Annotated in this window: 11 protein-coding genes; 2 read left to right on the top strand and 9 right to left on the bottom strand. The window is 53.6% G+C overall.

The annotated features are described in order from the left end of the window. Nucleotides 1–9: 9 nt before the first annotated feature. The 4 genes from AB9F27_RS06220 to AB9F27_RS06205 all read right to left on the bottom strand — a co-directional run bounded on the left by AB9F27_RS06220 (nucleotide 10) and on the right by AB9F27_RS06205 (nucleotide 3,647). Nucleotides 10–1,140 carry a hypothetical protein gene (locus AB9F27_RS06220; protein ID WP_335584170.1) on the bottom strand — a complete coding sequence of 377 codons (1,131 nt, stop codon included), beginning with the start codon at nucleotides 1,138–1,140 and terminating at the stop codon, nucleotides 10–12. Nucleotides 1,141–1,197: 57 nt separating this feature from the next. Continuing rightward, nucleotides 1,198–2,274, bottom strand: a complete 1,077-nt coding sequence (locus AB9F27_RS06215) for a hypothetical protein (protein ID WP_335584171.1) — start codon at nucleotides 2,272–2,274, stop codon at nucleotides 1,198–1,200. Between the two features lie 114 nt (nucleotides 2,275–2,388). Then, nucleotides 2,389–3,180 carry an alpha/beta hydrolase gene (locus tag AB9F27_RS06210; RefSeq protein WP_335584172.1) on the bottom strand — a complete coding sequence of 264 codons (792 nt, stop codon included), beginning with the start codon at nucleotides 3,178–3,180 and terminating at the stop codon, nucleotides 2,389–2,391. 80 nt (nucleotides 3,181–3,260) lie between these two features. Further along, nucleotides 3,261–3,647, bottom strand: a complete 387-nt coding sequence (locus AB9F27_RS06205) for a hypothetical protein (RefSeq protein ID WP_335584173.1) — start codon at nucleotides 3,645–3,647, stop codon at nucleotides 3,261–3,263. A gap of 114 nt (nucleotides 3,648–3,761) precedes the next feature. Here AB9F27_RS06205 and AB9F27_RS06200 point away from each other — a divergent pair, with 114 nt between their 5' ends. Together AB9F27_RS06200 and AB9F27_RS06195 are read left to right on the top strand one after the other, a co-directional pair. Continuing rightward, nucleotides 3,762–4,301, top strand: a complete 540-nt coding sequence (locus AB9F27_RS06200; RefSeq protein WP_335584186.1) for an RNA polymerase sigma factor — start codon at nucleotides 3,762–3,764, stop codon at nucleotides 4,299–4,301. Nucleotides 4,302–4,327: 26 nt separating this feature from the next. Continuing rightward, nucleotides 4,328–6,208: a vWA domain-containing protein gene (locus AB9F27_RS06195; RefSeq protein WP_407067046.1), complete on the top strand. Its 1,881-nt coding sequence runs from the start codon at nucleotides 4,328–4,330 to the stop codon at nucleotides 6,206–6,208. A gap of 57 nt (nucleotides 6,209–6,265) precedes the next feature. On the opposite strand, the gene AB9F27_RS06190 is transcribed toward AB9F27_RS06195, so the two are convergent. The 5 genes from AB9F27_RS06190 to AB9F27_RS06170 form a co-directional block, all read right to left on the bottom strand. Beyond that, nucleotides 6,266–6,733 carry an Hsp20 family protein gene (locus AB9F27_RS06190; protein WP_369757607.1) on the bottom strand — a complete coding sequence of 156 codons (468 nt, stop codon included), beginning with the start codon at nucleotides 6,731–6,733 and terminating at the stop codon, nucleotides 6,266–6,268. Between the two features lie 140 nt (nucleotides 6,734–6,873). Further along, entirely contained in the window at nucleotides 6,874–7,680 is an 807-nt protein-coding gene (locus AB9F27_RS06185) for a trypsin-like serine protease (RefSeq protein WP_335584176.1), read from the bottom strand. Nucleotides 7,681–7,738: 58 nt separating this feature from the next. Continuing rightward, the gene (glcF, locus tag AB9F27_RS06180; RefSeq protein ID WP_335584177.1) at nucleotides 7,739–9,022 is read right to left on the bottom strand and encodes a glycolate oxidase subunit GlcF; all 1,284 of its coding nucleotides are present in this window, start codon (nucleotides 9,020–9,022) and stop codon (nucleotides 7,739–7,741) included. Nucleotides 9,023–9,025: 3 nt separating this feature from the next. Further along, complete coding sequence (locus tag AB9F27_RS06175) at nucleotides 9,026–10,168, bottom strand: FAD-binding protein (protein WP_335584178.1); 1,143 nt, start codon at nucleotides 10,166–10,168, stop codon at nucleotides 9,026–9,028. Beyond that, a complete protein-coding gene (locus tag AB9F27_RS06170) occupies nucleotides 10,161–11,615 on the bottom strand; it encodes an FAD-linked oxidase C-terminal domain-containing protein (RefSeq protein WP_335584179.1) in 1,455 nt (484 codons plus the stop codon). Before AB9F27_RS06170 ends, AB9F27_RS06175 begins: the two co-directional genes overlap by 8 nt. Between the last annotated feature and the right edge of the window lie 19 nt (nucleotides 11,616–11,634).

Genomic DNA, 11,634 nt, shown 5'->3' with positions numbered 1-11,634 from the left:
ACGGGCATTTTAATTATAGCTGATGACACGCCCATTGGGCGCGACGACGAATTTCTGCACATTTGCAAAGCCTGGAATCTTTAAATCATCCAAAACTTGATAAGGCTTTTGGGGTAAAATGAGAGACCTCTGTGTCCGCGTCGCGCCTGATTCCACGCCCTGTGCGCCAAAGGGATCAAGGGCAAAAACTTCGCGCTCTACTTTACCAAACCAGCCAGATTTTTCCTCAACAACCCGTTCGCTTTCGAGGGTTTCAACTGTCCAAGCCAGCGCCCAATCTTCTCCCTGCGGGGAGTGCGCGTCTTCTAAAACCTGTCGAATGGGGCCGTTTTGCTGCGTGAAAGCGCTACTGTACATCGGCCCAACATACAGGCGGCGCAGACGTTTTGGGTGAAGGTCATCGAAATCAAGGTCGAACCCTTTTGCGATGGTCACCAATTTCAGGCCCGCCACGCTTTGGGACATCAACTTGGCTTGGGCCTGTGGCCAACGACGGGTGTCCTTGGGAAGCGCGGTTGCGCCCGTGTCCTCAACATCCATCAAGTAAATAACGGGCAAGTTGCTTTCGCTGTCGTAAACGGCCCAATGCACCAAAAAACTGCGCCGATTGTCGACGGTTCCTGCCCACAGAAGCTCTGGATCATTGCGATTCCAGAACATTTCGTTTGCCCGCAAAGCCTCGTAGTATTTACGCTGTGACATCGCGAATTGCAGCTTGGTCGGAATCTCAAGATCGCCAACAATCGTGCGCACCATATCGTCTTTTAGGGCCTCGATACTTGGCATATTGCGCAAATGACGCTCGGCTTGCTGCGCATCCGCGGCCATGTTCAGGATTTCATGGAAAACGGGAAAACCGCTCTCGGTGCTATCGATAGAAAGACTACCGAAAAACGTTCCAGTGTCGCGCCCAGTCAACAAATACTTATTGGCTAACGCGCGAAACGTGCGCCCTAAACGCTGCACATAATCCAGCACAACTTTGCGGTCCCGTTTAGACAGCCGTTGCTCATCTTTCATCATGTCGGCCACGGTTTCAAGATGGCCGGTGATCGTTTCAAATTTGGCAAAATAGCGGCGCGCAGCAAAGGTGTCGGTTAGTCCGACGTGGTCATTCATTAAGTCTTCTTTGATCGTCATTTTTGACCGTTCCAAATTGCCACTGCGCCACAAGATTACGTCCCTTTGGTGGCCCGATCAGCCTCCATAGAGGTTTTTATCGTGCTTCTCGACGATGGCTTCAAACCGGCGCGCAAAGCGCTCATCCGCTTTGGCCTTTTGCTCCAAAACTTTGCGAGCGAAAACCATGTGATCTTCGTGCGCTTCCATCATGTCCGCCATTTTCGCATTCGTGGCCGTGCCAATCGCCGCCATCGCGGTTTGCGCTTCCTTGTCGGTTTGCACACCAATCTCATTGATACGGTGCGCCACGTCTTGTTGCTGCGCCGTTTTGAGGGATTTTGTCAAAGCATCATACAAAACAACACGTTGCTTGGTGTCCGTCTGCAATTTATTGATCAAAACCATCTGGGTCGCTTCTTGATTTTGCAACGAGTCGATCCAGGTTTTGCCCTTTTCGATATAGCGCTCGAGTGTCTGGGAATTGGCCAGTTTTACCTGCTCCAGCTGCACTTTCTCGTTGAACGTCGTGTTCAACTTCGCGAGTTCTGTTTCAAGCTTTGTGCGGGCAGCGGCGTCTTGTTCAACGGAAATCTTGCCTTCCAGCGTGATAATTTTAGGGTCCATCGCAAGGATGTCCACTCGGAGCGTTTCAAGCTCGCCAACCACGGCTTCACGCTCGTCTAAAGTCTCAGTCAGGTTGGTTGAAACCTTCTCGCGTTGGGACACTAGCTCTGCGAGTTGGCCTTCGAGCAATGTCACAATAACATCCGATTTCGCGATCAAGTCTTGCAACTTGTCGTCAACGCTGGCCTCGCGCATCCGCTCTTGGCGCATGCTCTCGGACTTGCCGCGCGAGAAGATACCAATCAGTTTTTCGATACCCGATTTATTGCGTAACTCTTCGAAATCTTTCGAGAATCCAGCAGTTACATCGTCAAGTCCCATAATGAGTTCGGCGATATTTTCATTCATCAACTGCGTATGCGCATGAACATCGTCAAGCGTGGCATTCTCGATATCAATCGTAACATCGGCACCCGTTTTCATCTTGGCACGAGCAGACTCAATGCGCCCTGTAAGGTCAGCCATTTTTTGCTGTGTCTCGGCCGCTTGCTTTTGGGACTCAATAATTTGGGCTTCAAAATCTGCCATGGGGTTCCTCGTTATTTTGAATAGTGATCTAATATTTGGGGATTTATACTGCGTTTAACAGGTATTGGACATTGATATTTTTGTAAGAACACATTGGGGGTTCGGGCGGTTAAATCAGAAAAGGGCTCTCATCAACGAGCTCTCTGGATCTTTGAGGCCATCGATCACATTAAAATGGTGCTGTCCGGGTTCGATATGTAAACTTGCCCCCTCCCATGCTTGTGCGAGCCAACGGGCTTGATCCAAGAAAGCGGGACGTTCAGCGCCACCGACCCAAACGGTCACGGGAACGTCAACATGCTTTTGCAGGAGGAGCGGGCTTTCGGCCTCGGCCTCAGCCAAATCCAAGCGCAAATCCGCGTTCATTTTGGTCTCCATCAAGGGACGTAAATCAGAGAGCGGCGAGATGGGCACAACGGTTTTGATGCGCGCGGCGATTTCGGGGGCAAGCCCATCCTCACACAGCATCCGCGCCACCAAATGCCCGCCAGCGGAATGCCCCGCCAATACAATCGGGCCACGCACACGCTTGGCGGCTTCTTCGATCGCTTTTCGGATGCTCTGCGTGATTTCGGAAATCCGCGCTTCGGGGGCCAGCGGGTAGCTTGGAATTGCTACGGCCCAATCCCGCGCCGTAGCCCCCTCTGCAAAATGGGACCAGCGAAATTTATCAAACTGATACCAATAGCCACCATGCACAAAAACCATCAACCCCTCGGGACGACCAGACGGCAAAAACAGATCGAATTTCTCGCGCTCATGGGCGCCGTAAGAGAGGTTGACCTGAAGCCGCCCCGCCGCATTTTCCATCTCGCGCCATTCACGGGCGCTATCTTCCCATTGCTCCAAGAAATTTGACGCATTAGGAATGTATTTCGCGTTTGCGTAGGCGTCGTCCATGTCCATTCTCTGGCCTTCCAAATCGAGTTTTCTGCACCTTACGGTGAACAGATTTCAATGCAACCCGTGTTGCCTTTCCGTAAGCGTCAAACGTCTGAGGAACGCCATAAATACCGCGCGGCGGTGGCGATCAAACCCGACATTCCGGCAGCAATCGCAATCCAGCCTAAGAACCAAAACTGACCCGACAAGGCGTTTTCGGCATAAGATTCCGCGAATTTCATCTTGCCCATATATGCGGAAATCGCCCCGAAAACGAGCACCGTATCAAACAAGAATAGGGGGATCACCATACGAATATGGCTGCCAAAAACCGCGAAGGCAGATGCCCCAAAAATTCCGATAACGCCACCAATGAACAGCACTTTTCCAGACCAGTAGGGATGGGCACCGAAGGCCTCGGGCAAGTGAAGCCAATCCGAAATTACCAAAAGCAGCACCGCCGCACAGGCTCCTATCACATTTAGTCGCATAAATTCTCTCCTTATTTTCAAACAGCTTAGCGCATCACACCCGCCCCGAATAATTTATTTCAAACCTTCACCAAGGATTGACCTTTGGCGCGCGTCCTATTCATTGTGATGCTAATGGAAACAAATGACGAAACTTTGGCACTGGCTGCCGCAAATGGAGACGGCACAGCCTTTGGTGTGCTGTTGCAGCGGCATTACGACCGTCTTTTTGGACTGTGCTTTCGCCTTTTGGGAAGTCGTGCCGAAGCCGAAGATTTGACGCAAGACATCTGCGCCGCCCTCCCCGCCAAACTCGCGCGGTTTCGGGGCGAGGCGAAATTCACGACATGGCTCTATCGTGTCGCGATCAATGCCGCCCACGATCGTCGCCGACGCCACGCAACCCACGCCAAGGCCTCCGACGGCTGGGGAGGGTGGGAAATTGGCCGCCAAGCGGATAACGACGAAATGCGCGAGAAACAAGACTGGCTGGCCGCCGCGATCACGGCCTTGCCGGATGAGTTGCGCGACACCGTTTCCTTGATCCTTGGACAGGAATTGACCCATGCCCAAACGGGCGAAATCCTCGGCGTTTCCGAGGGCACAATTGCATGGCGCATGTCAGAAGTGAAAAAACATCTGCGCGCCTACCACCAAAAGGAGGGCTATCCATGAACGATGATCTCGACGCCCTAAAGGCCATGATGGCCGACATTCCCGCGCCTGATGACGCCAAAAAACGGGCCGATATCGCGCTGGCGGAAAAAAACTTTAAAAACTTCCAAGGATCAGTGGTTGAGCCCCGTCCTACTTCTGAAAGCACGCCACTTCGGGCGGGCTGGATTTCAGGAGTAAAAAATATGTTCACTGCAATGACGTCCCGCACAGGTCTTGCGATTACAACTTCAATTGCCGCCGTTGGTGTCGGTGTGATTTTCGTGGAGTTGCAAAACACGCCACTTGCCCCACAAGCCACCACGTCTGAAGGCGCTAAATCTTTGCTTGAAGAAAGCATGCTCGCTCAAGATGAGGTTGTTGACATGATGGTCGCTCCCGCAGACGAATTGGCGGGCCGCTCCATCGTACAAATGACGAGCCCGGCGCCTGCAACCTCCCTCTCGCGCCTCAGCAAGGAAGCGGTAAGTATCGAACCGCAGTTCTACTTCCCCGACGACATGTCCGAGTCTGAAACCTTTTCCAACGCAGCACCAAATCCGCTAAAAACCACCAAAGAAGATCCCGTTTCAACCTTCTCGATCGACGTAGACACGGCTTCCTACGCGATCTTGCGGTCCTCCATCACCAACGGGTATTTGCCCGATCCAGACTCTGTGCGCATTGAGGAAATGATCAACTACTTCCCCTATGCCTATAAGGCGCCACAGGGCGACCAGCCGTTTTTGCCAAGCGTGACAGTTATGGACACGCCATGGAACGCGGGTACGCAACTGGTTCATATCGGCATTCAAGGGGCACCCCCCGCGACGGATACTCGCCCACCGCTGAATTTGGTGTTCCTCATCGACACGTCTGGCTCCATGCAAGACCAAAACAAACTGCCCCTTCTGAAGCAAAGCTTCCGCTTAATGCTCAGCGAATTGCGCCCCGAAGATCAGGTCGCGATTGTGGCCTATGCGGGCTCCGCAGGACAGGTTTTGGAACCCACTGCGGCCAGCGAACGCAGCACCATCCTTGCCGCGCTTGATCGCCTCGAAGCGGGCGGTGGCACGGCGGGGCAAGAAGGGCTGCAGCAAGCTTATACGATTGCGAAATCCATGCAGTCAGAGGGCGAAGTTACCCGTGTATTGCTCGCGACGGACGGTGATTTCAATGTTGGCATTCACGATCCAGCGGCGCTCAAATCCTATATTGAAACAAAACGCGACGAAGGCACCTATCTTTCGGTTCTTGGATTTGGCCGTGGCAACCTCGACGATGCAACCATGCAAACGCTGGCCCAGAATGGTAACGGACAGGCCGCCTATATCGACACGCTGGCCGAGGCCCAAAAGGTACTTGTCGATCAACTGACGGGCGCACTTTTCCCCATCGCCAATGACGTGAAGATTCAGGTTGAGTTCAATCCGTCCCAAGTCGCCGAATATCGGCTGATTGGCTATGAAACCCGCGTACTCAACCGTGAGGATTTCAACAACGACAAAGTTGACGCAGGCGAAATCGGCGCGGGACATACCGTAACCGCGCTATATGAAATCACACCTGTTGGCTCTAGTGCCATTAAAAACGATGAGTTGCGTTATGGTTCAAAAGAGAGCGTACCGACGCCGAGTGACGAACTTGGCTTCCTCAAAATTCGCTACAAGACCCCAGGCGAAACACAAAGTGAACTCATCACCACTCCAATTAATGCAGCGATGGGCGAGACCTCAGAAGATACGCAATTTGCAGCATCAATGGCGGGCTTTGGTCAGCTATTGCGGGATGATACCTATCTGGGGGACTGGGGTTGGGACGAGGCGATTGCCCTGGCACAAGGCGCAAAAGGCGTGGACGCTTTTGGCTATCGCGCTGAGGCCGTCACCTTGATGCGTCTGGCAAAATCCATGGCGAACGGCAACTAATTCCCACAAAAAAACGGCGCGCAAATTCTGCGCGCCGTTCCATTCGTTTAGCGTCGATTAACTGACGGGTTTGGCTTCAATCTTCTTATTGTCCGCCAAATCACCGCTGGAAATCTCGATGCGCCGTGGCTTAAGCGCCTCCGGAACTTCCCGCTTCAAATCAATCGAAAGCATACCGTTTTCATGGGTGGCGCCCGTTACATGCACGTGGTCCGCCAGCTGGAACCGGCGTTCAAAGGCACGGGTCGCAATTCCGCGATGGAGATAGCTTGTTGTGGTGTCGTCGCTTTCTTTTTTCGCCGCGACAATCAGCTCGCTTTCACGCAGTTCGACCGAAAGTTCGCTGTCAGCAAAACCAGCAACGGCGATAGAGATACGCCATCCTTCTGCAGAGGTTTTTTCAATATTATAGGGGGGATAGCTTGGGCGTGCTTGGTCGGTCGAGCGGACACGATCCATAAGATCGGCAATCTGATCAAAGCCAACAGTGGCACGGTATAGGGGGGCTAAATCAAAGTTTCGCATGGTCATTCTCCTGATGAGCAACAACGTTAAAAAGGAGCCTTCCCGAGGGGACAGGCACGAACCAAGACCCAACATTGGCGCCTCGGTACACTTTAAGTTGGGAACGTTTTTGGGGCTTTCAAGAGGGGCGTCGGAAAAACCTAAGGGCGTAAAAACTTCGCGCCAGAGCGAACAATACCCGTATGACTGTTGCCGTTTAGGAACTTGGGCGAGCCTTTTTCAAAAACCGTCGGCTCTGCGGCCATTTCCGCCAACAAAACCGCGAGCGGTTCCGCAAGAGAGGTTCCAAGCGCAACCTGCCGCCCGCCCGCTTCGGCCTTTGCGGAAATTACCGACACAATTTCTGGATACCCGTTTCGCATGGAAAAAATCGGCGCACCCGACGAGCCGAAGTCGATATCACAAGACAAAACCAAAGTGCCCTTTTGCCGCGCCAAAACCTTGCACTCTTCTTGCAGACTCGCGCTGGCTTCCCGATCATGCGCATAAGAAACCACGCCCACAGTTGCCCCTTTGCGAGGAGAAGCGCCCGTTTCATAGGGGATGATCGACGTGCTGTTGATGGGTTGTGAGAGGCGCAGAAGTGCGACGTCATTCTCTACTTTTTGCGACACATTTTCGGTATCAAAGATATAGTCGGGATGCGTAACGGCATGCGCAACCCAGCGATAGGCAGACGCGCGACCATTGCGCCATCCAGCCAAAAATTCGATACCTTCTGGATCAACCCGCTCTTTGGTCGTTTTGTCAAAAAGGCAATGCGCCGCCGTCAGGACCAAATCGGGCGCAATCAGAGCGCCCGTACACATGGTTTTGCGGTCGATATTGAGGCGACCAACCGCCTCCCATCCGCGACTATCGTTGCCAGTTGAAAGCCTGCGCAACGTATCCGCCTGCGCGTGACCAAGGCCAACCAAAACCACAATTATTGCCAACAGTCCGCGCATATTTCCTCCGTCGCTTCCCCGGTAGTATTTCCGAGATAAGGCAGCAATATGGCCGAACTCAGTTCATTGCAGGCGGTTTTGGCCCACCAGTCGCCCAGTCCAAAAGTTCTACCGTGTGAACAATTGGGGCGCCGGCGGCCCGTCCAATTTGCATCATACACCCGATATTGCCTGCGGCAATAACGTCCGGTTTTTTCGCTGCGAGCGTTGCAACTTTACGCTCCTTCAGTTTTGCGCTGATCTCGGGTTGCATCAAGTTATACGTTCCTGCGGACCCACAACAGAGGTGCGCATCGGCAGGCTCTACAACCTCAAAACCAGCTTGCTTCAAAAGCGTTTTGGGATGGGTTTTGATTTGCTGCCCATGCTGCAAGGAACAGGCGGAATGATAGGCAACCCGCAGGCCTTGATCCTCACCTTTTGGCATGTCGAGTTGCATCAAAACTTCGCTCACATCCATCGCCAAGTCCGACACTTTTGCGGCATCTTGCGCCAAAGGATCATTGCGAAACATATGTCCGTAGTCCTTGACGGTCGTTCCGCAGCCAGACGTGTTGATGACAATCGCATCAAGCCCGTCAGCGCGGAACTCATCCATCCAAACTTTGATGTTTTGCGCCGCACTTGCATGGCTTTTCTTTTCTTGCCCCATGTGGTGGGTCAATGCTCCACAACATCCCATCCCCTTGGCAATAACAACGTCACAGCCCAAACGCCGCAAAAGGCGGATGGTGGCATCGTTTATATCCGTATTCAGCGCTTTTTGTGCACAACCCGTCATCAAAGCCACCCGTTTTTTGCGCGGCCCAATCGCTGGAAACACTTGCGCGTCATCATTGCGACTCACAGGTGGGATTGTTTTAGGTGCCATTTCGAGCATCGCCTTAAGGCGTGCATCAGGCATCAGAAAGGCAAAGGGTCGTCCGATTTTTGCGCCCAAAAGCGCCAGCCGAAACCGTTTTGGATAGGGTAAAATCTGCGCCAGCATCCAGCGCAAACTGCGATCCATAAACGGGCGTTTGTAAGTTTTTTCAATATATGCACGCGCCTGATCGACCAAATGCATGTAGTGAACGCCCGAGGGGCACGTGGTCATACAGGCCAAACACGACAGGCATCTGTCCACGTGTTTCACGGTTTTCTCGTCAGCAGGTCGCCCGCTTTCGAGCATATCCTTGATGAGGTAAATGCGCCCGCGCGGACTGTCGAGTTCGTCGCCCAAAACTTGGTAGGTTGGGCAAGTCGCCGTGCAAAATCCGCAGTGGACACAGGCCCGCAGAATCTCGTTGGCGCGTTCAATCTCCGGATCTTTAAGCTGGTCAGGTGTGAAATTCGTTTGCATTTTCTATCCCATCAAACCTGGATTTAAGATCCCACGTGGATCAAACTTTTCGCGAAGCCCCACCGACAGCCGTTCAATCAAAGGATGCGCTGGGGCGAAGGTTGGGATATCGGCAACGGTGTCTTTCCCCGCGCGAATACGCGTGGCGTGCCCATCAAAAGCCCCCAGATCGACGCGAAGATCGTGCCCCTCGGTCGTAAGCGCCCAGATCAATCCGCCCGCCCAATCGAACAAGATTTTGCCGCCTGCGGCTTGCGCCAACCTTGGGGCATCGCTCGGAACACAGGAAATTTTCCAAACGTCACCCGCTTCATTGTGAAAGGGCGCGGCCTCGCTAATTCCTTGCCACGCAGCAGCGGTCCGTGTGGGGTCCGTTTGAACTGTGATGTCAGAACACCCTTTGAACATCTCGACCAAAGCTTGCGCCCGGCAAGCAACCGACGCGTGAAAACCTTCGACCCGTAGCGTTGTCGCAGCCTCGCCCTCCATACCCAAAGGCATGTGGGCCGCACCGGAGACCTCATAGGGTGATCCCATCGCGCGGGACATCACCGAAACCGCTTCGGAATTGGTTAGACCTTTGATCAGAACCGTCGCGACCGCTTCGACTTGTGGCAAAACTTTAAGGGAAACTTCGCTCAGGATTCCCAATGTCCCATAACTGCCCGCCATCAGTTTAACCAAATCATAGCCCGTCACATTCTTCATAACACGGCCCCCGTTCTTAATAACATCGCCGCGCCCATCGACAAACCGAACCCCCAAAAGGTGATCGCGACAGGCCCCCACCTGCACCCGCCGTGGGCCAGACACATTCGCGGCAACCACCCCGCCGATTGTCGAAGTCCCTTGCGTTCCAAGCAGGCTGCGATGGTCCATAGGTTCAAAGGCCAGCCTTTGATTTTCGGCGGCGAGTGCATTTTCGATTTCCAAAAGGGGCGTGCCTGATTTCGCGACCAAAGTGAGTGCGCCTGGATCATAGAGCGTAATGCCAGAAAGTGCAGAAGTACTCACCACATCCTCCGCCTGAGTGGAGCCAATTCTGCGCGTATCTCCGCCAGTGACACGCATCGCGCGGCTCGCATCCCGCACAAATTCGGCAAGCTCTTTTTCGGAACGCGGGCAATTGATTTGAGATTTAGTCATTGGGGATCAATTCCTTAGCAGCACGCCGCGTTTCTGTTGTTGAAAGGGGAAAAACTTTCGCCGCATTCAACAGCCACATTGGATCAAACACATCTTTGACTCGCAACTGTGCCTCCAAATCCGCTTCTGTGTATTGGTCCAACATCAAATCCCGCTTCTCTACGCCGACCCCGTGCTCGCCCGTCAAACAACCGCCAACCTCCACACAAAGCCGCAGAATATCCGCCCCCAAAGCCTCGCATTTTTCCAGATCCCCCGCTTTGTTTGCATCAAACAGGATCAGCGGGTGCATGTTGCCATCGCCTGCGTGAAAAACATTTGCCACATCAAGGCCGTAGCCAGCCGAGAGTTCGCGGATGCGCTTAAGAACGAGCGGCAACTCGGAAACAGGAATCGTGCCGTCCAAACACATATAGTCGTTGATTTGCCCCATTGCACCGAAGGCCGACTTACGGCCCAGCCAAATCGCGGCGCTTTCTTCGGCAGATTTGCTTTCACGAAATTCGACGGGATTGTGGCGCATGGCAATCGCTTTGATCAGGTCAAGCTGGTGCGCGATTTCGGCATCGCTTCCCTCAACCTCGACAATCAAAAGCGCTTCGCAATCGGGGTAGCCCGCATGAGCAAAGGCTTCGCAAGCGCGAATGCAAGGGCGGTCCATAAACTCAATCGCGACGGGTAAGACCCCCGCCTTGATGATGTCGCTCACACAAGCGCCTGCGACCTCATTACTGTCGTAGCCGATCAACACGGGCCGCGCGCCTTCGGGTTTGGGAAGAATGCGCAGGGTGGCTTCGGTGACAACTCCAAGCTGCCCTTCGCTACCACAAATCACGCCCAATAAATCAAGCCCTGCGGCCCCCATATGGGCCCCACCAATATCGACAATTTCGCCCTCCATCGTCACCATTCGAACACCGAGCAGGTTGTTCGTCGTAACCCCATATTTCAGGCAATGCGCACCGCCAGAATTCATCGCAATATTGCCCGCAATCGCACAGGCAAGCTGGCTACTTGGATCGGGCGCATAAAAAAAATCGTTCTCCTCAACCGCACCGGATACGCTTAAATTGGTACGACCCGTTTGCACGCGGATAAAGCGATTGTCGTAGTCGGTTTCGAGTACTTCGTTCATGCGGGCCACGCCCAAAACAACGCAATCGGCGGTCGGAAGCGCACCTCCGGCAAGCGACGTCCCTGCCCCGCGCGGCACAACGGGAACGTTCTCTTGCGCGCATATCCTCAAAACGGCGGCGACTTCTTCGGTTGTCGTTGGCAAAACCACACACATCGGCGGACAACGGTAGGCCGTCAGCGCATCACACTCATAGGCGCGGGTTTCGATTTCATCGTGAATTACCGTGCCTGTGTGAAGAACGGCCTGCAGGAGCGAAACGATCTGCGATTTGCGATCTAGTACCTTTACATCGGGGGTTGGCATTTCCATAATTTCACCTTGCAGTTTT

It is taken from the genome of Falsihalocynthiibacter sp. CO-5D18 (assembly GCF_041205445.1).
In the GTDB taxonomy this organism is placed as follows: domain Bacteria; phylum Pseudomonadota; class Alphaproteobacteria; order Rhodobacterales; family Rhodobacteraceae; genus Falsihalocynthiibacter; species Falsihalocynthiibacter arcticus.
Note: the sequence above shows the minus strand (reverse complement) of the source record. Positions and strands in the feature narration are given on the sequence as shown.

What these genes read in the sequence shown, in the direction of transcription:
- AB9F27_RS06185 (WP_335584176.1), bottom strand. Translation starts at nt 7,680, where the DNA reads ATGCGCGGACTGTTGGCAATAATTGTGGTTTTGGTTGGCCTTGGTCAC.
- AB9F27_RS06190 (WP_369757607.1), bottom strand. Translation starts at nt 6,733, where the DNA reads ATGCGAAACTTTGATTTAGCCCCCCTATACCGTGCCACTGTTGGCTTT.
- AB9F27_RS06215 (WP_335584171.1), bottom strand. Translation starts at nt 2,274, where the DNA reads ATGGCAGATTTTGAAGCCCAAATTATTGAGTCCCAAAAGCAAGCGGCC.
- AB9F27_RS06220 (WP_335584170.1), bottom strand. Translation starts at nt 1,140, where the DNA reads ATGACGATCAAAGAAGACTTAATGAATGACCACGTCGGACTAACCGAC.
- glcF (WP_335584177.1), bottom strand. Translation starts at nt 9,022, where the DNA reads ATGCAAACGAATTTCACACCTGACCAGCTTAAAGATCCGGAGATTGAA.
- AB9F27_RS06200 (WP_335584186.1), top strand. Translation starts at nt 3,762, where the DNA reads ATGGAAACAAATGACGAAACTTTGGCACTGGCTGCCGCAAATGGAGAC.
- AB9F27_RS06210 (WP_335584172.1), bottom strand. Translation starts at nt 3,180, where the DNA reads ATGGACATGGACGACGCCTACGCAAACGCGAAATACATTCCTAATGCG.
- AB9F27_RS06170 (WP_335584179.1), bottom strand. Translation starts at nt 11,615, where the DNA reads ATGGAAATGCCAACCCCCGATGTAAAGGTACTAGATCGCAAATCGCAG.
- AB9F27_RS06205 (WP_335584173.1), bottom strand. Translation starts at nt 3,647, where the DNA reads ATGCGACTAAATGTGATAGGAGCCTGTGCGGCGGTGCTGCTTTTGGTA.
- AB9F27_RS06195 (WP_407067046.1), top strand. Translation starts at nt 4,328, where the DNA reads ATGATGGCCGACATTCCCGCGCCTGATGACGCCAAAAAACGGGCCGAT.
- AB9F27_RS06175 (WP_335584178.1), bottom strand. Translation starts at nt 10,168, where the DNA reads ATGACTAAATCTCAAATCAATTGCCCGCGTTCCGAAAAAGAGCTTGCC.